The 21,625-nt window shown below is 40.7% G+C and carries 17 protein-coding genes and 1 tRNA gene; 9 read left to right on the forward strand and 9 right to left on the reverse strand.

The window, feature by feature from the left end:
• The first annotated feature begins 36 nt into the window (after positions 1-36).
• The 4 genes from BV902_RS04600 to BV902_RS04615 all read left to right on the forward strand — a co-directional run bounded on the left by BV902_RS04600 (position 37) and on the right by BV902_RS04615 (position 3,685).
• On the forward strand, positions 37-642 hold the full coding sequence (locus tag BV902_RS04600) for a porin family protein (RefSeq protein WP_075990955.1): 606 nt from the start codon (positions 37-39) through the stop codon (positions 640-642).
• A gap of 350 nt (positions 643-992) precedes the next feature.
• Positions 993-2,024 (forward strand): glutamate 5-kinase, encoded by a 1,032-nt coding sequence (gene proB / locus BV902_RS04605; RefSeq protein WP_046672306.1) that lies wholly within the window; start codon positions 993-995, stop codon positions 2,022-2,024.
• Positions 2,021-3,271, forward strand: a complete 1,251-nt coding sequence (locus BV902_RS04610; protein WP_075990956.1) for a glutamate-5-semialdehyde dehydrogenase — start codon at positions 2,021-2,023, stop codon at positions 3,269-3,271. Before proB ends, BV902_RS04610 begins: the two co-directional genes overlap by 4 nt.
• A 39-nt stretch (positions 3,272-3,310) precedes the next feature.
• On the forward strand, positions 3,311-3,685 hold the full coding sequence (locus tag BV902_RS04615; RefSeq protein ID WP_232475671.1) for a hypothetical protein: 375 nt from the start codon (positions 3,311-3,313) through the stop codon (positions 3,683-3,685).
• A 73-nt stretch (positions 3,686-3,758) separates the two neighbouring features.
• Here BV902_RS04615 and BV902_RS04620 read toward each other — a convergent pair whose 3' ends face one another.
• Positions 3,759-4,895, reverse strand: coding sequence for an acyl-CoA dehydrogenase (locus BV902_RS04620; RefSeq protein ID WP_075990958.1), 1,137 nt, complete (start codon positions 4,893-4,895; stop codon positions 3,759-3,761).
• A gap of 348 nt (positions 4,896-5,243) precedes the next feature.
• On the opposite strand from BV902_RS04620, the gene BV902_RS04625 reads away from it, so the two are divergent.
• The gene (locus tag BV902_RS04625; RefSeq protein WP_075990959.1) at positions 5,244-5,879 is read left to right on the forward strand and encodes a peroxiredoxin; all 636 of its coding nucleotides are present in this window, start codon (positions 5,244-5,246) and stop codon (positions 5,877-5,879) included.
• A 79-nt stretch (positions 5,880-5,958) separates the two neighbouring features.
• Here the strand turns inward: BV902_RS04625 and BV902_RS04630 are convergent, their stop codons facing one another.
• Together BV902_RS04630 and BV902_RS04635 are read right to left on the reverse strand one after the other, a co-directional pair.
• Positions 5,959-7,065 (reverse strand): S1 family peptidase, encoded by a 1,107-nt coding sequence (locus BV902_RS04630; RefSeq protein WP_232475672.1) that lies wholly within the window; start codon positions 7,063-7,065, stop codon positions 5,959-5,961.
• A 24-nt stretch (positions 7,066-7,089) separates the two neighbouring features.
• Entirely contained in the window at positions 7,090-7,662 is a 573-nt protein-coding gene (locus BV902_RS04635; protein ID WP_075990961.1) for an RNA polymerase sigma factor, read from the reverse strand.
• 379 nt (positions 7,663-8,041) lie between these two features.
• On the opposite strand from BV902_RS04635, the gene BV902_RS04640 reads away from it, so the two are divergent.
• The 3 genes from BV902_RS04640 to BV902_RS04650 all read left to right on the forward strand — a co-directional run bounded on the left by BV902_RS04640 (position 8,042) and on the right by BV902_RS04650 (position 13,900).
• Positions 8,042-12,088, forward strand: coding sequence for a glycoside hydrolase family 2 TIM barrel-domain containing protein (locus BV902_RS04640; RefSeq protein ID WP_075994624.1), 4,047 nt, complete (start codon positions 8,042-8,044; stop codon positions 12,086-12,088).
• 286 nt (positions 12,089-12,374) lie between these two features.
• Entirely contained in the window at positions 12,375-13,616 is a 1,242-nt protein-coding gene (locus BV902_RS04645) for an MFS transporter (RefSeq protein ID WP_075990962.1), read from the forward strand.
• Between the two features lie 62 nt (positions 13,617-13,678).
• The gene (locus BV902_RS04650) at positions 13,679-13,900 is read left to right on the forward strand and encodes a (4Fe-4S)-binding protein (RefSeq protein WP_075990963.1); all 222 of its coding nucleotides are present in this window, start codon (positions 13,679-13,681) and stop codon (positions 13,898-13,900) included.
• A 66-nt stretch (positions 13,901-13,966) separates the two neighbouring features.
• Here the strand turns inward: BV902_RS04650 and BV902_RS04655 are convergent.
• From BV902_RS04655 to BV902_RS04680, 6 genes are all read right to left on the reverse strand, one after another.
• A tRNA-Asp gene (locus tag BV902_RS04655) sits at positions 13,967-14,040 on the reverse strand.
• A 74-nt stretch (positions 14,041-14,114) separates the two neighbouring features.
• Positions 14,115-15,188 (reverse strand): peptide chain release factor 1, encoded by a 1,074-nt coding sequence (prfA, locus tag BV902_RS04660; protein ID WP_046672315.1) that lies wholly within the window; start codon positions 15,186-15,188, stop codon positions 14,115-14,117.
• Between the two features lie 98 nt (positions 15,189-15,286).
• The gene (locus BV902_RS04665) at positions 15,287-15,616 is read right to left on the reverse strand and encodes a DMT family transporter (RefSeq protein WP_075990964.1); all 330 of its coding nucleotides are present in this window, start codon (positions 15,614-15,616) and stop codon (positions 15,287-15,289) included.
• Between the two features lie 66 nt (positions 15,617-15,682).
• A complete protein-coding gene (locus tag BV902_RS04670) occupies positions 15,683-16,273 on the reverse strand; it encodes a Crp/Fnr family transcriptional regulator (RefSeq protein WP_083663477.1) in 591 nt (196 codons plus the stop codon).
• Positions 16,255-17,010, reverse strand: a complete 756-nt coding sequence (locus BV902_RS04675; protein ID WP_075990965.1) for a UDP-2,3-diacylglucosamine diphosphatase — start codon at positions 17,008-17,010, stop codon at positions 16,255-16,257. The genes BV902_RS04670 and BV902_RS04675 overlap by 19 nt, the downstream gene beginning before the upstream one ends.
• A gap of 59 nt (positions 17,011-17,069) precedes the next feature.
• Entirely contained in the window at positions 17,070-19,238 is a 2,169-nt protein-coding gene (locus BV902_RS04680; RefSeq protein WP_075990966.1) for a M1 family aminopeptidase, read from the reverse strand.
• A gap of 238 nt (positions 19,239-19,476) precedes the next feature.
• Between BV902_RS04680 and BV902_RS04685 the strand changes: the two genes are divergently transcribed.
• On the forward strand, positions 19,477-21,600 hold the full coding sequence (locus BV902_RS04685) for a prolyl oligopeptidase family serine peptidase (protein ID WP_075990967.1): 2,124 nt from the start codon (positions 19,477-19,479) through the stop codon (positions 21,598-21,600).
• The last annotated feature ends 25 nt before the right edge of the window (positions 21,601-21,625 follow it).

Below are 21,625 nucleotides of genomic sequence, written 5' to 3' on the forward strand. Positions count from 1 at the left end.
GCATATTTGTGGCAATTGTAAATAAATTGACCACATATGAAACATTTAATCTGCAGTATAATACTGTTTTCTGTGCTTTCCACAGCGTTCTGCCAAAGTAAAATTTCCTACGGTATAAACGCCGGGTACACAAATGCCGGATCATTGGTATCCAATAAACGAACGCACAGTTATAGCTTCCGAAGCATTTCGGGTGTTACAGCAGGGCTTTTTCTTGAAATACCGCTCGTTGGTGGACTCTCTATTCAGCCTGAAGTAAACTTTACCCAAAATGGTATGGAGGCAAAGCATGCCCTTGAAAATAACTGGACAACATACCGAAGAAATGCGATCGATATTCCTTTAAACATAGCTTATAATATTACGGTTGGAGAAGGTCGGATTTATCTTGCTGCTAGTCCCTATTATGGTATACAGATGTCTGTGAATAATAATGATGGAAAATTTTACGATGCAACGACCAATCCTTCAGACTATGGTTTGGGTTTTAACTTAGGTTACAAATGGAATGGGGGCTATGGTTTCTTTATTGGCTCCAATTATGGGATGAAGGATATGAGCGTCAATGAAAATGTAAAACTCTATAACCGTACGTTCAATGTTGGCTTACGATTTGACCTCCATCAGATACTGAAAAAATAGCAACTAATATAACTTTAACGGGAAGCAGCACTCCATCAACGATATCGCCTCAGAAAGAACCTGTTTTTTTTGAAGCGTTATCATCGGATTTGCTGCTTTTTTGTAAGCTCAAGTTTTATGTTTTCATCTTCAGGGCATTTGTACTAAGCTCAGAGATCTATATTGACCTCTGAAATCTATGCTAACTATTTTCCTTTCTTTCACATCGGATGTCTCCTGATCCATTGGAATCGACCTTATTTCATGCGATTTTCAATTGAATTATATTGTTCAATTGTTAACATATTTTGCGTAAATCAAATTCTTCTCAGTAAATTAGTGCTCAAATCTAAACTAAAACATACTAAAAAATGAAAAAGCCAATTCTCGTTGTCAAATTTGGATCGGCTTCTATTACCACGAAAGAGGGAGAAGTTGATGAACGTATTGTTTTGGAGATCGCTAGGCAGATTGCTTCCTTACAAAAGAAATACAATATTGTCTTGGTCTCTTCAGGTGCTGTTGCTGCGGGTAAACGTTTTCTGCCCAGTTATACGGGAACGTTATCTGAGCGAAAGGCCGCTGCTGCAATTGGGAACCCCATATTGATTAATACGTATTCAACTTATTTCCGACCGTTTAAAATTTCATTGGCGCAGAGTTTATGTGAGCGACATCATTTTTCCAATCGAGATCAATTTCTACAATTGAAAAATACGTATGAGGAATTGTGGCGGAACAATGTTATTCCAATCGCAAATGAAAATGATGTGGTGAGTAATAAAGAACTGAAGTTTTCAGATAATGATGAGCTGGCAACCTTGATTGCTGTTGGTTTTGGTGCCGAAAAATTGCTGTTTAGTACTTCCGTCCCCGGTGTGTTGGATGCAAACAACAAGATTATACCGCAAATTGAAACCATCGATCGGGATATCTTAGGTTTGGCAAGGAAGGATAAATCCTCAGTAGGATTGGGGGGAATGACCTCGAAATTGAACTTTGCCCGATTGGCTAATCAAATGGGGATCGCTGTTGTCATTTTTAGTATGCAAACCGAAGAGGCGATCCAAAAAGCGGTTAAGCACGAGACTGGTACATTGTGCCTGGCTCAAAGTAAGAAGATCTCTTCCCGCAAGAAATGGCTTGCGAGTGGAAGTTTGATAAAAGGGGAATTGATGGTTGACCGTGGAGCGGAAGAAGCATTATTGAAACATAAAAGTTTGCTAGCTGTAGGGGTAACCCGTATCGTTGAACATTTTGAAAAAGGAGAAGTGTTAAATATCGTCAATCTAGAAGGCTTAACCGTTGCCGTAGCGCGGGCGAAGATGGATTCATCCGCTTTGTCCCAGACCAGTAAAAAAAATGTAGAAATTGCACATGCAAATGATATCGTATTGTTATGAGTGAATCCATCGTAAAACAACTTCAGGCGGCGGCCAAAGCAAAACAAATTTTGCAACAACTGGCTCCTGATACCAAAATAACTATTTTAAATGCCATCGCAGATGGTCTTGTCGCGCATACTGCAGCTATATTACAAGCCAATAAGATTGATTTGGATCGTATGTCTGATGACGACCCCAAAAAGGATCGTCTTTTGCTCAATAGCGATCGTCTAAAAGGCTTGGCTGACAGTGTTAAGCAGATAGCCCAGCTAGCAGACCCAACAGATCAGCTATTACTAAAAAAGATATTGCCGAATGGATTGGAGATCGAGAAAATTACGGTTCCACTCGGTGTCGTTGGGGTAATCTATGAATCGCGACCCAATGTGACGATAGATGTTGCTGCACTATGTATTCAATCGGGTAACGTTTGTCTATTGCGTGGTGGTTCTGATGCTTTATACACCAACGAAGCGCTGTTGAAAGTGATCCATAATATTTTGGAGCTGCATGGTATCGCAACAACTATTGTGCAACTGTTGCCTGTTGAGAGGAAGCATGTTTCGGAATTATTGGAAGCTACCCAATATGTGGATATTATCATACCACGTGGCTCACAGTCATTGATTGATTATGTCAGGGAGCACGCTAAGGTGCCTGTCATTGAAACAGGAGCGGGAGTATGCCATACGTATGTGGACCGTACAGCAGATTTGGATATGGCAGCTAAAATTGTTGCTAATGCTAAAATTTCCAGGCCATCGGTGTGTAATTCTTTAGATACTGTTTTGGTCGATCGCACTATTGCTCCCGAGTTTCTACAGAAATTGAAAACTTATTTTGAAGATGCTCAGGTGGAAGTTTTTGCGGATCCTACAGCTTATGAGGTACTGCAAGGTGAAAATTATTCAAATTTAAAGCGCGCAGAAGAAGATGATTTTGGAAGAGAATTTTTAGATTTGAAGTGTTCAATAAAGACGGTCTCGGGTTTGGACGAAGCTTTGGAGCATATCGCAAAATATTCTTCCAAACATTCGGAGTGTATTGTTTCTTCCAGTGAACTCCATATCGAACAATTTTTGAACACAGTGGATGCTGCTGCGGTATATGCCAATGCATCAACACGTTTTACAGATGGTGGTGAGTTTGGTTTGGGAGCAGAAATCGGTATCTCGACCCAAAAGTTACATGCCCGCGGACCATTTGCATTAGAAAAATTGGTAACAGAGAAATGGATTGTCCGTGGAAATGGACAGATCAGATAAGCATAGATCATGGGATTAAGTTTTAAAAAAGATGTATTGATGAATTGGATCGAAGAAATTGGTAAATTTCTTCGCATATGGACAGAAGGTCATGATGCCTTTACGGAGCCGACTGATCCAGCAGTGTTTGAAGATGCTTATGAAAAATTCTTCGAAAAGAGCAGGGCCTATTTTTTAAATCTTTCCGAAAGTGAGCTTTCGGCATATCTCAAAACAGATCTTCAAATACAGCAACTACATCCATTGGCTTTAACCTTGTTGTTTGATGGTTTGAATGCTACAGATGGTAATCAGGAGAATTTACTTCGCAAAGCAAAGTTTATTTTGAATCTGGCGATGGCCGAAACGGCGAGCTTTGCCTTTCAGGATTATCAATATCTTGCTATGATCGATAACAAGTTGAAGAGCCTTTAAAGTTAAAAAACTGTCAGTCATGCAATGCCCAAAAAGATTAGACACTTTTTGGGGGCATAACATGACTGACAGCTTAGCGCAGAATCTCGCGGGCGATCACCAGACGTTGGATTTCAGAGGTCCCCTCGTAGATTTGTGTGATTTTTGCGTCGCGCATTAACCTTTCGACATGATATTCTTTTACGTAACCATAGCCACCGTGGATCTGTACAGCTTCTACAGTGTGTTTCATGGCGACTTCCGATGCATATAGTTTGGCCATGGCAGCTTCTTTACCGTAAGGAAGTCCCTGGTCTTTCGTCCAAGCGGCTTTATACGTCAAAAGTCGAGCTGCCTCGATATCGACTTCCATATCGGCCAATTTAAACTGTATGGCCTGATGGTCCGAAATTGGCTTTCCAAAAGTCTTTCGCTCTCTTGAGTAAGCCAAAGCGAGATCATAAGCACCGGCAGCAATTCCTAAGGCCTGTGCTGCAATGCCGATACGACCACCATCGAGTGTTTTCATGGCAAACTTAAATCCGAAGCCATCTTCTCCGATGCGGTTTTCCTTAGGAACCCGGACATCGGAAAATAGAAGTGAATGGGTATCAGAACTGCGGATACCCAATTTGTTTTCCTTCGGACCAATGGTAAATCCCGTCAGTCCTTTTTCAACAATTAATACATTGATTCCTTTGTGGCCTTTTTCAGGATGTGTCTGTGCAATGACAAGATAGATATCGGCATGGCCACCGTTGGTGATCCAATTTTTTGTGCCATTTAGTAGATAGTGATCTCCTTTATCTTCGGCGGTTGTGTGCTGCGAGGAGGCGTCCGAGCCGGCTTCGGGTTCTGATAACGCAAAAGCACCAAGTTTCTCGCCCTTCGCTAAAGGAATCAGGTACTTTTGTTTTTGTTCCTCTGTACCAAAAGCATTGAGTCCATATAATACCAGTGAATTGTGGGCGGATACAATAACGGCCGCAGAGGCATCAATTTTGGCAATTTCTTCGAGAACAAGAACATAGGCCAATGTATCCATGCCAGCTCCACCATAAGCTTCGGGGGTCATGATACCCATAAATCCTAATTCGGCCATCTGCTTGACAAAATCTGTTGGAAATTTTGCGGCTTCATCGCGCTCGATTGCCCCAGCCTTTAGCTCCTGGGCGAATTCCCGCGCTGCGTCGCGGATCATTTTATGTTCTTCGCTTAATTCAAAATTCATGGCATTTCAGTTTTTTTGGTTCATCAGTTACCAAGCCGATAACTTATATATCTAATAAGATTTGCTCTCAAAAGGTTTTCTCCCAACTCACAATCGTTTTATGAGATCGGTGTACCACCATACTCAAATATACAAAATATATATTATGCAAGCATAGTAATTTAATAAATTACTTTTTATACTACTTTTGGTAATCATAATAAGTTTTTGGGTAAAATCCTTACTTTCAATTGGATTAGGGTTAGTTTTTTCATCTTAATTTAAAAAATTGAAGAATTACTTGTTTGCTAAATTTAATCTACTATATTTGTAGACTATATAATTTAAACACATTTAAAAAATAAGATTATGAGTTTAAGATTAGGAGATGAAGCGCCAAATTTTAAAGCGCAAACAACCATTGGTGAAATAGACTTTCACGATTATATCAAAGATAGCTGGGTCGTTTTCTTTTCGCACCCATCAGATTATACGCCGGTATGTACAACTGAGTTGGGCCGTACTGCAAAATTGAAATCTGAATTTGACAAGAGAGGTGTGAAGGCCATTGCACTAAGCGTCGATAATGTAAACGATCACTTGAATTGGATTAAGGATATCAATGAAACGCAAAATACCGAAGTGAATTTCCCGGTTATCGCTGATGAAGATCATCATGTATCCGAATTGTACGATATGATCCATCCAAATGCGTCCGCAACAGTGACCGTACGTTCCGTATTTATTATTGGCCCTGACAAAAAGATCAAATTGACGTTGACCTATCCAGCATCAACAGGTCGTAATTTTGATGAAATCTTACGGGTCATTGATTCTTTACAGTTAACAGCCAATTATCAAGTGGCTACACCTGCTGACTGGAAGCATGGCGAAGATGTTATTGTTGTTCCAGCGATAAAGACAGAAGATATTCCTGCTAAATTTCCAAAAGGGTTTAAAGAGATCAAACCGTATTTGAGAACTACGCCACAACCTAATCTGTAAGGATTAGGCTTGGTATTAAGGGACAAAAAAAGGCAACGTTGAGAAAACGTTGCCTTTTTTTATAAGTTATAAATGCGTCCTAATAGACTTTAACCATGTAGATATAGTCTTGCATTTTCTTGATTTGTTCTGTTCTTGGTAAGCCTGCCAAGCTATTCTTTTTGTTGATCTTAAGACCAGTAACCAGTGAATCACTTGGGATGTCCGCTAAAGCATTCAAGATTGATTTCGTTTTGATTGCAAAGGCAGCACCATCTATGCCACGTTGTTTTCCGGAAATAATACCAATCACATTACCTCTGCTATCCAATACGGGACCGCCACTGTTACCTGGATTGACAGGTACGGAGATCTGATAAGCAATGGTATCACCAGCATAACCTGTTGATGAACTTAGGTATCCCTGACCATATACTGCTTCGTCACGAGGAAACCCGATCGTATAAATATCTTCGCCAAGATCTGAAGTCGATGTTTTGAATGTGTAAGGTAAGCTTTTAGCTTTCTTAAAGGTCTTATCCGCGATGTATAAAATAGCCAAGTCTTTGCTTGGATCGGTATGTACGATTTGTGCTTTATACGATTCACCTTTGCTATTTTGCAAATAGATCGAATCTGCTCCACTAATGACATGGTAGTTGGTGACAACATAGCCATCTGTTGTCAGCATAAATCCTGTTGCGCCAAACTGGCTTTCGGTACCTTTTACTGATTTTTTGTCATTGATATCCCTGATTGCAGCGTTGTGTGCGTTGACGTTCTTTTTGACATTGTTCATGTCTCTACGTAGCGCGCTGTAATCGGAAGATGCTTTCTCGAGGTTGCTGTAATAACCGCTCAGCCATAATGTGCCAAATACCGCAAATACTGCTACCACTGCAGCCACCAAAGAACTTGCTTTGATACGTTCCCAAAGTGAAATTACCGTTGATTGTTTTATAGGAACCACCTTTGCGGGTTTGTTTTGGGTTTTATGGTATTCTTTTGCTGATTGCGCTAATGCATTTTTGAAATCCAGCCGTTGACTAGTTTCTTTCATATTGGCAACAAATTCTCGGTGTTGTTGTAATTGGGCAGCATAGGAGGGCTGATCAGCACAAAAAGATTCAAATGCAGCTTTTTCTTCGGCCGATAATTCGCCGCGAAGATAGTGATCTGCTAATTCGAAAAATTCTTTTTGATTCATTGTTCCCATGGTGTTACACTAGTTTTAATCTGTTGAAAAAAATATTTTTTTCAGCCGTTGTAGGCATTTATACTTCTGAGTCTTGGCATTATCTGTATTGGTATAACCAAATTTTTCACAGATGTCCTGCATCGAATGGTTTAAGATGTAGAAATCATGTAGGATTGTCTTACAAGGTTCTCCCATTTTCTCTAAGGCAAGCTCCATTTGATCGAACTTTTTTTCAAGTTCTTGATGCTGTTGAAGATCTTCTTCCTCAAATAAGGAATCTTCATAACCTCGAATGTCACTATTGCCAAAACCAGCACGATTGAGTTGCTTAAGCCAAAGCCTTCTGCAAATCGAGTAAAGATATGTTTTTAGTTTGCTGCTGAGCTCAAAGTTCCCTTTGGAAACTTTATCGTAGAGCACAATGACAGCTTCTTGAAAAATATCTTTCGCTTCGTCCTCACTTCCATTGTTTTGCAAGATCATATGGCTTATAGACGGATAGTACCGCTTATAGATAGCATCTATCGCCAAGCTGTTGCCGTCTTTGATGCCTTCAATGATTTGCTCATCATTTTCTAGCAGGACTGATTTACTGAATTTACTCACCTATTAATACCTTAATGCTTAAATTGTAACCCTTTGAAAAATAAAATTCTTCGAAATATTTTCAAACGTAAACTTTTATTTGTTTAAAGCGAAATCTATCCCCAAAAATAAGGCTTATTCCTTGAAACCGAAAGCATTTGTTTTTTATTGAAATCTGCTGCTTTTGGGAGGACATCGTGATTTTTCGCCATCTCTATTTTTTATGTTTTTGCTTTATGTACAATTCTCGAAGGAAGCTCTTATGAAACGATTTTAACGTGCTATATGGCCTTTTTTTGTATCGAAAAAGTTTCGCAATCGAGTGCTTTAATAATCTGCTTGTTATTACTGCAAAATGAAGTTACATTTGGTTTCCTGGACTAAATTGCTTAATTACATTATGTTAAGAAACTCTGTTATTTTTTCAACGATTCTAGCCTCATTGCTGTCGCTGGACACTACTGTTGCGATAGGGCAAACGATTACGCCATCTATCGACGGTTTCCAGTATGGAGCTGCAATGGCTCCAAAAGGGAATGAATGGGAATCGCCTCAATTATTATCACTTAATAAGGAGTTGCCACATGCTTCGTTCTTCTCCTTTCAGAACGTAGAAAGTGCGAGAAAAGTACTTCCCGAGCACAGTAACTATTGGCTTTCGCTCAATGGATCCTGGAAGTTTAACTGGGTAAAGACTCCGGAAGAGCGACCAAAGGACTTTTATGATCCTAGTTATAATGTTGGAGCCTGGGAATCTGTTCCAGTCCCGATGAGCTGGAATATTTATGGTATACAGAAGGATGGAAGCCTAAAATATGGTGTACCTATTTACACGAACCAACGTGTGATCTTTCATCATCAAGTAAAGGTCGATGATTGGCGCGGTGGAGTCATGCGAACACCGGCCCAAGATTGGACAACTTATGTCTACCGTAATGAAGTGGGATCGTACCGACGCAATTTTACCGTACCTACTGATTGGGACGGTCGTGAGGTATTTATCAATTTTGATGGTGTAGACTCCTTTTTCTACCTGTGGATAAATGGTAAATATGTCGGATTTTCAAAAAATTCAAGGAACGTCGCATCTTTCAATATCTCACCTTACTTAAAAAAGGGTGCTGAAAATGTGTTGGCAGTTGAAGTTTACCGCAGTTCAGATGCTTCCTTTTTGGAAGATCAGGATATGTTTAGATTGCCCGGGATATTTCGGGATGTTTCCCTGACTTCAACGCCAAAAGTTCAGATTCGCGATCTAGCGGCTATTCCAGACTTGGACAGCAAGTATGAAAATGGTTCGTTGAAAATTACAAGTACTGTACGCAATCTAGGGAATAAGAAAGCTGAAGGGTATAAAGTTGTTTATTCACTTTATAAAAATAAGCTATACAGTGACGAGAATACCCTTGTTGACCAGACAGAAGCTTCATCGGCTGTGCCAGCCCTGGATGGTCAGGTTTCCAATAGCATCGCAGCAACGTTGAACGTTAAAAATCCAGATAAATGGTCTGCCGAATTACCATATCGGTATACTTTGGTCGCTGAATTGAAGGATAAAAAGAACAAAACGATAGAGACTATTTCTACCTACGTTGGATTTAGAAAGGTTGAGATTAAAGACACCAAGGCTGCTGATGATGAATTTGGCTTGGCCGGACGTTATTATTATGTCAATGGCAAGACGGTGAAACTGAAAGGTGTCAACCGTCATGAGACCAATCCTGAGCATGGTAAAGTAGTGACCAGAGAACAGATGGAAGCTGAGGTGAAATTGATGAAACGGGCGAATATCAACCATGTACGGAATTCGCACTATCCAGAACCTGCTTATTGGTATTATTTATGCGATAAATATGGAATTTATCTCGAGGATGAAGCCAATATTGAGAGCCATGAATATTATTATGGCAAAGAGTCTCTTTCTCATGTTCCTGAATGGAAAAATGCCCATGTAGCCCGTAATATCGAGATGGTGCATTCGACCATCAATCATCCGGCAGTGGTTATTTGGTCTCTAGGAAACGAAGCCGGTCCGGGTGATAATTTCGTGGCCGCCTATCAGGCTATTAAAAAAATTGATACATCACGACCTGTTCAATACGAGCGTAACAATACAATCGTTGATATGGGGTCCAACCAATATCCTTCGATAGACTGGGTAAGAGGAGCTGTAAAAGGTACCTACAAATTGAAATATCCATTTCATATTTCGGAATATTCACATTCCATGGGGAATGCTGTTGGTAACCTAATAGATTATTGGGAAGCCATCGAATCGACCAACTTTTTTATGGGCGGTGCCATCTGGGATTGGATTGATCAGGCCATGTATTATTATGATAAAAAGACCGGCGAACGCTTTCTTGCCTATGGTGGCGACTTTGGAGACAAACCCAATGATGGAACCTTTGTCAATAACGGGTTGATCTTTGCCGATATGAAACCTAAGCCACAGTATTATGAGGTAAAGAAAGTGTACCAAAATGCGGGCGTAAAAGCTGTTGATATTCAACAGGGGAAAATTGAGCTTTTCAATAAAAATTATTTTAAAGATCTATCCGATTATCAGGTTCAATGGTCGCTATATAAAAATGGGGTAGAGGTGAAAAATAGCAGGGGTACAATCAGTGCGACAGATCTGCCCGAGGCGCGCCAACGCAAGCAACTTGTATTGCCGATAAAATATGCGCAGTTGGATGCGGGATCGGAGTATTTTGTAAAAGTACAGTTTATTCTCAATACGGATCGACCTTGGGCAGCCAAAGGTTTTGTACAAATGGAGGAACAACTGTTTGTCAAAGCGGCCGAAAATAAACCGTTGATTTCATCTGTTGCACAAGGGGCGGCTCCGTTGCTTTCCAAAGAAGGTGATTTGCAGGTGGTCAAGGGAGATCAGTTTATCGTTAAGTTTGACAATAAAACTGGCTCGATATATAATCTAACGTATGCCGGTAAACAAATTATCCGCGATGGTGAAGGTCCTAAATTGGATGCGCTACGTGCTCCGGTTGACAATGACAACTGGGCTTACCAACAATGGTTTGAAAAAGGATTACATAACCTGAAACATAAGGTTTTGTCTTCAAACAGTTATACCAAGAAGGATGGAACAGTTGTATTGGCGTTTACGATTGAATCGCAAGCACCTTATGGCGCATCTCTGTTAGGTGGAACTTCTGGAACGTATACCCTTAAAGAACATACGGATAAGCCTTTTGGTAAGGATGATTTTAAATTTACAAGCAATCAGATCTGGACAATCTATAAGGACGGCTCTATTGAATTGTCGTCAAGTATTACATCCAATAATGCGAGTGTGGTCTTAGCTCGATTGGGCTATTCTTTGCAATTACCGACCGAGTTTGGCAATTATAGTTACTATGGACGTGGACCGATCAACAATTATGCTGACCGGAAGACTGCTCAATTTATTGAATTGCACAAAACTGCTGTAAAAGACCAGTTTGTGCCATGGCCTAATCCGCAAAATATGAGCAACAATGAAGAGGTGCGTTGGACAGCATTAACCAACAATAATGGTCAAGGAGCTATCTTTGTTGCAAAAAATCATTTGGCAACTTCCGCTTTGGAATATAGTGAGCTCGAACTGACATTTGCGCCACACCCTTATCAATTGCCAAAAAGTTCAGGTATACATCTACATCTAGATGCTGCGGTAACAGGATTGGGCGGTAATAGCTGTGGACAAGGGCCACCGTTGGAAAAAGACCGTGTGAAAGCAGTGCCAACGTCTATGGGCTTTATTATCCGACCGATTCAGAATAATGATATGATGGAGAAGGCTCAGGTAGCGGCTGCAGGCGATGCGCCAATTTCTTTAGCAAGAAGTTCTAACGGTGAAGTTTCTATTTTATCAGGTAATAAGAATGAACCTGTTGTATACAGTTTGAATAATGCGAAAGCAAGCGTCTACAATGCGCCTTTTGATTTACGTACTGGTGGTACCGTGACTGCTTGGTATCAGCATAATGAGAAATTAAAGGTAACACAGCAATACTCAAAAATCGAAACTATTCCAATGGAAGTTGTGTTTGCCTCAAGCCAAGAGACTGGCGAAGGGGATGCTAAGAACCTACTGGATGGAGATCCTTCCTCGATTTGGCATACGATGTATTCGGTTACCGTAGCACAGTACCCACATTGGGTTGATTTTGATGCTGGAAGTAGCAAAACAATTAAAGGCTTCACTTTTCTACCAAGACAGGATGGACCGAATGGTGATATCAAGGATTATAAGATTCAGGTGAGTAAAGATGGGAAGAACTGGGAAGATGTGATGTCCGGATCTTTTGAACGGAATAAAAAATTAAAAACTGTTCGATTCGAAAAGCCTGTGAAAGGACGTTATATCCGCTTTACTGGACTTAATTCCCAACGTGGTGACGATTATGCGTCGGGAGCTGAATTCGCTGTTATAGCTGAATAATTTGCTTTATATCGCATATTGAGCCAGCACCTGTCACAGGTGCTGGCTTTTTTGTTAGCGACCCTATGCTATGTTTAAATAGTGGTTGAAAAGGGTGATTGACCGTCTTACCCAAACTGGTAAGGTAAGGTAAGGTAAGGTAAGGTAAGGTAAGGTAAGGTAAGGTAAGGTAAGGTAAGGTAAGGTAAGGTAGAATCTTGCGCGATAATTTTGCAAACTTATTACAAAGAATGTTCGCGCACTTCTGTATTTTTAGGCCAGTTTAAACTGTGGCAATCTGAACAGTATGGAAATAAATAAACTTGATAACGCGCCCTTTACGGCATATCAAAAACTTGTGGTGTTTTTATTGGCCATGACGCAATTTACGGTTGTGCTTGATTTTATGGTGATGTCACCGATGGGGGATATCCTGATGAAAGCCATAGATCTCAAACCGGCTCAATTTGGTATTGCGGTTTCGGCCTATGCCTTTAGTGCCGGTGCTTCGGGGCTGCTGACCGCGGGCTTTGCCGATCGTTTTGATCGGAAGAAACTGCTGTTATTTTTCTATTCTGGCTTTATTATCGGAACCTTCTGCTGCAGTTTTGCCAACGATTACTGGACGTTGGTTGCTGCACGAATCGTCACCGGGCTGTTTGGCGGCGTTATCGGCTCGATTTCTATGGCTATTATCACCGATATCTTTACGCTCCAACAGCGCGGACGTGTGATGGGCTTTGTGCAGATGGGCTTCGGTGCAAGTCAGGTCCTGGGGATTCCCATAGGATTATATATTGCAAATAATTGGGGTTGGCATAGTGCCTTCTTGTGGATTGCAGTGATGGCTTTGATTATTGTCGTTATTATAGCGGTCAAACTCATTCCTATTACGGCGCATATAGGTCTTCAGAAACATCAATCTGCGTTAAAGCACCTTTGGTTGACTTTTTCACAGCGAGAATACCGCGTCGGCTTTATGGCAACAGCTTTGCTATCCATTGGAGGTTATATGATGATGCCTTTTGGAAGTGCTTTTGCAGTCAATAATCTAAAGGTAAGCCACGAGCAGCTGCCGATGTTGTTTATGATTTCGGGTATTGCTTCATTGATTATTATGCCTATTGTAGGGAAATTGAGTGACCGTTACGATAAGTTTAAGATTTTTGCTTTCGCTTCCCTTTGGCTTATGATTGTCGTATTTATCTACACGAACCTAGGTGTTACGCCATTTTATATCGTTGTTATCTTAAACATTTTAATGATGGCCGGCATTTTAAGTCGGATGACGCCATCTTCGGCTTTGATCACTGCTGTTCCCGAGATGAAAGATCGGGGCGCATTTATGAGTATCAGTTCTTCGTTGCAACAGCTGGCAGGTGGTGTTGCTGCTTCATTAGCAGGTGTAATCATTGTCCAAGAAACAAAAGAAAGCCCCTTGGAACATTACCCGACATTGGGGATGATTGTTATTCTACTTTCCATTGTCGGTATTTTTATGATCTATCGGGTAAGTAGTATGATCAAAAAACGGCGCGCTGTTTCTTAAAACAAAATTGCCTTTATCGTTATTAGTTCTTAAAATATGAATTGTTAAAGAGAGATGGAATTATGGAAAAAATAGTTAGATATCCACATCCAAATGGAGAGATAACCGTCCTTTGGATACCGGAACGCTGTGTACATGCTGCAGTTTGTGTAAAGAGTCTGCCGAATGTGTATCATCCGAAAGATAAGCCCTGGGTTACGGCCCAAAATGCGAGTACGGCCGAATTGATTGAACAGATCAAGCACTGTCCTTCGGGAGCTCTTCAGTACGAAATAAAAAAATAATAGCTGTTGTATTGTTAAGGCAAAAAAAAAGCATCATTTATAATTAAATGATGCTTTTTTTGTTAGCGGTCTGGACGGGACTCGAACCCGCGACCCCATGCGTGACAGGCATGTATTCTAACCAGCTGAACTACCAGACCTCAACCCTTCTCCTCAGAAGGTGTGCAAATATAGCGTTTGTTTACGTATCTGCAAAGATTTTTTGAAAAAAAAACTAATCTACTTGGCCATCTTTCATCTTCTCTGCATTCTCAGCAAACTGCAATGCATCGATAATTCCTTGAATATCACCGTCCATAATTGCCGGTAAGTTGTACATCGTCATTCCAATACGGTGCTCCGTTACGCGACCTTGAGGGTAGTTATATGTGCGAATTTTTGCCGAACGGTCTCCTGTAGAAACCAAAGTTTTTCTTTTTGCAGCGATGTCGCCGTTCTTTTTGTTCAACTCGAGCTCATAAAGTTTGTTCCGCAACATCTCCATCGCTAACTCACGGTTGGCTAATTGGGAACGTTCTACCTGACAAACAACAACGATACCCGTCGGTTTATGCGTCAATTGTACCTTTGTTTCTACCTTGTTGACGTTCTGTCCACCAGCACCACCTGAACGGGATGTCTGTAATTCAATATCACCCGGATTGATCTCAACATCGACATCTTCAGCTTCTGGTAACACAGCTACTGAAGCTGCAGAGGTATGTACACGGCCTTGAGTTTCGGTATCCGGAACGCGTTGTACACGATGTACTCCTGATTCGTATTTCAATTGTCCGTAAACGTCTTCACCGATAACTTTTAAAATCACCTCCTTGTAACCGCCAGAGGTTCCTTCGGTAACGTCCATTACTTCGTTGCGCCAGCCTTTGGTTTCGAAATAACGTGTGTACATACGGTAAAGGTCACCCGCAAATAAGGCTGCTTCATCACCACCTGATCCACCACGAATTTCGATAATGGCATTTTTCGCATCTTCAGGATCCTTCGGAATAAGCATTAGGCGAATTTCTTCTTCTTTTTCTTCTTTTGCTACGTATAAAAGATCCAATTCCTCTTTGGCCATCTCACGAAGTTCTTGATCCTTCTCGTTCATGATGATGTCCTTATTGGTATCAATATTACTCACCATATTTTTGTAAATATGGTATTGGTCCACAATTTTGCCCAAATCTTTGTACTCTTTATTCAATTTGGCAAAACGTTTCATATCTTGCATGGTATCAGGGTTGCTCAATTCAGCTTCCACTTCTTCCCATCTTTCTTTTATCGCTTGTAATTTGTCTAACATATATCAAAAATGCTTCTTCTAGGAATGTATGACCTAGATTACTATTGAGTGTACAAAAGTAAGGAAATTTTGTTGCTTTTAAACAACCTAGCCTGCTATTAATGAGAGGAAACTGCTTTTAGTCCTACGATGGAAGCAATCAGCGTGAAAATAAAGAATATGCGCCAGAAATCTGCTGGCTCCTTAAAGAAGAAGATCCCCATTAAAACAGTACCTACCGCACCTATTCCGGTCCAAACAGCATAAGCGGTGCCCAAGGGAAGTGTCTGTGTGGCTTTGATCAATAAGCCCATACTTGCAAATAGGAATACAACAAAGGCACCATACCAGAACCATTGCCCATTCCCGGTTGCATCCTTGGCTTTACCCAAACACGTGGTGAAACCAATTTCACATAATCCGCCCAATATTAAAAATATCCAGTTCATATCGTTTTCTATTTTTTATTTTGGTACAAAGTTCCAGCTTTTGGCCGATAATAATTTTTACAAATGTTAAAAATTTGTGTGAATAGTTGCGCGAATCCGACTTAAGGTTACCTGACTGACGCCGAGATAGGAGGCGATGTAACCAAGTTTGATCCGCTGGATATATTGGGGGTATTTTTGAAGTAACTCGGCATAGCGCTCTTGGGCAGTATTAAAGAGCTTGGACATGGTTCGTTGTTCGGCCTTGATGAATTCAAGTTCAGCCATCTTTCTTCCCCAGTTTGCAATGGCAATATCACTTTCGTAGAGGTCAAAAAGTTGCTTTTGGTCTATCTGATAAACAACACTATCCTCCAAAAGGTCTATGTTTTCATAACCTGGGGTATCATGGACATAACTATTCATGGATATGAGTGTTCCACCAGGTGAAACAAAATCAAGGGTAATCTGGCGGTTGGCCGTCTCGTAGTAAACGCGGGCTAATCCTGAAGCCAAAAAATAGATGTCTTTTTGAATTTTGTCCTGTTCGATCAACAGGCTATTTCTTTTCGCCGTAATTTTCTTACTGACCCGCTCCAATTTTGCAGCACTTTCAGGCGTTAGAAAGTGATAACCATTCAGGCAATCGGATAAAGAAATTAGGATTTGCTCGCCCATTTTTCCAAACGTAAAGTTGCACCATCCCAAACTGCATAGGTATGGTAATTGATCCATTCCCCTAAATTTAGAATACGACTATTGGCGTTCAGCTCAACATCATAGGGAAGATGTCTATGGCCAAAGATATAGTAGTCGTGATGTTGGGTTGACTCCAGTTCCTTTGCATAACCGATCAACCATTCTTTGTCTTCGCCCAGAAACTTTTCGTCCTCATTATTCGAAAGCCTGCTATGTTTGGACCAACGTGTCGCGATTCCGATTCCGAGATTTGGGTGCAACCGTGCAAATAACCATTGACAGAGACGGCTCCGAAATATTTTCTTGAGTATCTTGTATTTGTAATCTCCCGAACCTAAACCATCGCCGTGGTGAATGTAAAAATGTTTTCCGTTGAGATGTAACTCCAGCTCATTGTCGATGATGCGTACATTTAATTCCTTTTTGAGGTAATCAAACATCCACATATCGTGGTTGCCTTTAAATAAAGTAATGGGAATGCCGAGATCTGCAATTTCGGCTAATTTACCCAAAAAGCGGATATAGCCTTTTGGGACAACAGTCGCATATTCAAACCAGAAATCAAAAATATCACCAACAAGATAGAGCTGTGCAGCATCTGTTTTGATCTGGTCCAGCCACTGTATAATTTGCAGCTCCCTTTCCCGTGAACGTTCCAAGGGGTAAGATCCAAGATGAAAGTCGGAGGCAAAATAAATTTTTGTTCTTGTTGACATGTGGCCAAAACTAAAAAAAATGGAGGCGAATACAAAATTCGCCTCCACAATATATTTTGCTATGATTTAGATAATTCGGTGATCAGCGCCTTTAGATATTCCGTAGCATCGGGATCAATGCGCTTCAAGGACTGCTGAAGTTGATCTGGATAAGCACTTTTTATTGCCATGATTGAACTTGCAATAACCATATAGGATTTGTCAGCTACAGCATTCAGAATTAGATTTTTGTATTTTTTATCTTTTGTCTGTGCAAGCTTTTGAATCGCAGAGGCACGGATAACAGAGGCTTCGGACTTCTCTGCAAGTGCCAAGATGGTTTTTTCGGCTGACTTGCGCATCGCGGGATTGCTTAGATCGAGACCTTGAATCGCTGTTGCGGCAAGATCCGCATCGGTATCCGCCAATGCTTTTGTTAAGATTTGCTGGCTGATGGTATTTGTCGGATTTTTTGAGGCATAGGCAATCGCACCGACGCGGTTGGCAAATGAAGGTGCATGCTCATATTGATATAGATAGTCGGCATCTGATTTATCGATTTGAATTTGACCCACGAGTGTTTTTTCGGGATCAATATCAATAAATTCAACAGCAGCAGGTAGCGGGATCATAAATTGGGCATTCCGCCTGTTGAGTTGAAATGTCTGTCTGATCTTCCCATTTTTGGTGTAGATATCGACGGCCAAGGGAAGCTGGAAAGTCTGTACCGTAGAATCTTGAATTTGGGCTACATTCAGTATGACACTGTTCTCTCCGTTTCTTGTTGTGATCTTCAAAATTGGATGTCCGCCTTGGTAATACCATTGATTGAAGTACGGAGCCCAGTCTTTGCCGGTCACTTCTTCCATTGCTAGACGGAGCTGTTGCGGCTCGCCGGTTTTAAAGGAATTGTCTGTCAAGTATTTTTTCAACGATTGATAGAACGCTTCATCACCCATTTGCTCTTTTAGGGCATAGAGAATCAATGAGCCTTTCGCATAGCTGATATTATCAAACATATCTTCTTTATCATGATAATAATAACGGGCTAAAGTCGGGCTTTTCCCATTTTTAGTCGATTTGAGATAGGACTGGAGTTTTTCAAATCTGGATTTATCGCCACGATCTTTACCGCCATCGTGCTCACGCCAGATAACTTCGCCGAAAGTGGCAAAAGATTCGTTCATGGTTAAATTGGACCAAGATTCTGCTGTGACCAAATCACCAAACCACTGGTGAAATAGTTCATGCGCAATCGTTCCTTCCTGATTATCGTCCAACAATTCGCGTTTCGTCTTTTGTACATGTTCGCCATGTAGTGTTGCACTTGTATTTTCCATGGCACCTGAGACATAATCGCGACAGACGATCTGTGCATATTTATTCCAAGGGTAAGGAACACCCAAAGTCTTGCTGTAGAAGTCCATCATCGCTGGTGTCTTACCGAAGATATCTTTGGCATAGGGCGCATATTTCGGTTCAAGGTAATAGTCAACGGGGATATTGTTGTATTTGTCCTGATAGATTTTAAAATCACCAACGGCCATCATAAATAGATATGGGGCATGTGGTAAATCCATTTTCCAGGTATCTGTACGGGTACCGTCATTATTTTTCTGTTGCTTGCTCAATACACCATTCGATAGGCTGACATAGTTGTCAAGAACGGTCATGGAGATTTCTGCTGTCGTCTTTTGGTTGGGGCGATCAATCGTCGGGAACCAGGCTGATGATGCTTCAGTCTCACCTTGTGTCCATATTTGACGAGGTTTGTTCGGCATGCGTTCATCAGGGTTGATAAAATATAGTCCCTTAGCATCGTTAATCGCTGCGCTGCCCTGAACTTTTAATAAGTTGGGTTTTGCTGTGTAATCGAGGTATACTGTATATTGTTCCTTGGAAAGGTAATTACGGTCGAGCTTAATCAGTAGCGAATGATCATCATAGGTATATTTCAAGGGAATCAATTGTGAGCCATTGACCAAAGAAACCTGTTTGATATCCATACCTTTTGCATCGAGGCGAAGAGAGTCCGTTGGGTAGAAATGAGGTTTTAATGTAACCCACTCTTTTCCATTGAGGAATTGATTGGTATAGTCAAAATGGACATCGAGCTTGGTGTGGACAAGATCGTTGATCTTAGTAGGAGTGGCTCGATATTGTTGATCTATGGAAAGTTGTTGTGCTTCGCTTATTCCAATTTGAAGAATGGAAATTGACAAAGAAAGATATATGACTTTTTTAAACATTGTTGTGATATTTTCAAGATTTAAATAAATCTAAAGAAATTTCGGTTGCTATAAAAATATACCGCAAAGAAATATGTGTATAATCTTGTTGTATAGGTTGTTGTGAGTAAAAAAATGCAGATGTCTCGTATATTTTAAGATAAGAGATCGATAAATTTATTTATATTCAACTCAAATTGAATTTTCAGATGCTAAGTGAATAAAACTTAGGTTGGTTGAAACAAGTAGACGATTTTTTATGATAAACAAAAATTTTGGCCTTATTCTAATGATGATAGGTATGGCAGGTACGGCGACGACCGGTTATGGACAACAGTTAACATATCCGAAGACAAATAAAGGAACCGTCGTGGATGAATTTTGGGGTGAAAAGGTTGCAGATCCTTACCGCTGGTTGGAGGATGATCGTTCAGCCGAGACAAAAAACTGGGTACAGGCAGAGAATAAAGTGACTTTTGACTATTTAAATGCAATTCCATTCCGTACAAAATTAAAAGATCAATTAACCGAAATATGGAACTATGAAAAAATAGGGACTCCGTTTAAGGAAGGTGCATATACTTATTTTTTTAAGAATAACGGCTTACAGCAACATGCTGTGCTTTATCGTAAACTAGGGGAGACGGGAGGAGAAGAAGTTTTCTTGGATCCAAATACATTCTCGAAAGATGGATCAACTTCATTGGCCGATGTTTCGTTTTCAAAGGATGGCAGCTTAGTCGCCTATTCTATTTCTGAAGGAGGATCAGACTGGCGGAAAGTCATTGTACTGAATGCCAAGGATAAGTCGCCTGTAGGTGAAACGCTAGTGGATGTCAAATTCTCCGGTATTGCATGGAAAGGAAATGATGGTTTTTATTACTCGAGTTACGATAAACCAAAAGGATCTGAACTTTCTGAAAAAACAGACCAACATAAATTATACTACCATAAACTAAAAACAGCCCAATCTACAGATAAATTGATTTTTGGTGGCCCTGCAACACCGAGACGTTATGTAGGAGCTTCATTAACAGACGATCAACGTTACCTGATTATTTCCGCTGCAAATACGACAACAGGAAATGAACTTTATTATCAAGATCTCAATCAACCGAATGGCAAGATTGTCTGCCTACAAGATCATTTTGACGCAAATACAGGTGTCGTTGACAATATTGGGGATAGTTTCTTATTGGAGACGAACTACAAGGCTGCCAACAACCGTTTGGTAAAAGTTGATTTGAAGAATCCTTCCAAGGAGAACTGGAAAGATGTTATTCCAGAGACTGAAAATGTACTTTCGATCAGTACAGGTGGAGGCTATCTTTTTGCAAACTATTTGAAAGATGCCGTTTCGGTTGTGATTCAATACGATTATACGGGTAAAAAGATTCGGCAAATAGAATTGCCTGGTGTGGGTACGGCGAGTGGCTTTTCGGGTAAGAAAAAGGAAAAAGAAATCTATTTTGGTTTTTCAAATTACATTACACCTTCTTCAAGTTATAAGTTTGACGTAAATTCTGGGCAGTCTACACTTTATATCAAACCTAAGGTGAAATTTGATTCCGATCAGTATGAATCGAAACAGGTTTTCTACACATCCAAAGATGGTACTAAGGTTCCGATGATTATTACGTACAAAAAGGGGATTGTCTTGAATGGGAAAAACCCGACGATTGTGTATGGTTATGGCGGCTTTAATATCAGCTTGACACCTGCCTTTAGTACTTCCGTTGCGGTTTGGTTGGCAAATGGTGGTGTTTATGCTGTTCCGAATCTGCGCGGAGGCGGTGAATATGGTCAGAAATGGCATGATGGCGGTAGACAGCTCAATAAATTGAATGTATTTAACGATTTTATTGCCGCGGCACATTATCTTCAGGAGAATGGTTATACATCACCCGAGTATACTGCTTTATCGGGGGGCTCCAATGGTGGCTTGCTTGTTGGGGCAACAATGACAATAGATCCCAAAGTAGCCAAGGTCGCACTGCCTGAGGTTGGTGTTTTGGACATGTTGCGTTATCATACCTTCACAGCTGGTGCAGGTTGGTCCTATGATTATGGTACGGTCAGTGATAGCAAAGAAATGTTTGATTATCTGAAAGCATATTCTCCGGTGCATAATGTGAAATCTGGGGTTTGTTACCCTGCGACGATGGTCTTTACCGGAGATCATGATGATCGGGTGGTACCGGCGCACTCCTATAAGTTTGCTTCCGAACTGCAGGCAAAGCAAGCTTGTGATAACCCCGTATTGATTCGTATTGAGACAAAAGCTGGCCACGGTGCGGGACGGTCAACAGAAGTTCTGATCAATAGTACAGTTGATAAATATGCTTTCGCGCTCTGGAATATGGGTATTAAAGAGTTAAAGTAAGTAGACAGTTTTCCAATGCTCAATG

This window comes from Sphingobacterium sp. B29, from assembly GCF_001952815.1.
Lineage (GTDB): Bacteria > Bacteroidota > Bacteroidia > Sphingobacteriales > Sphingobacteriaceae > Sphingobacterium > Sphingobacterium siyangense.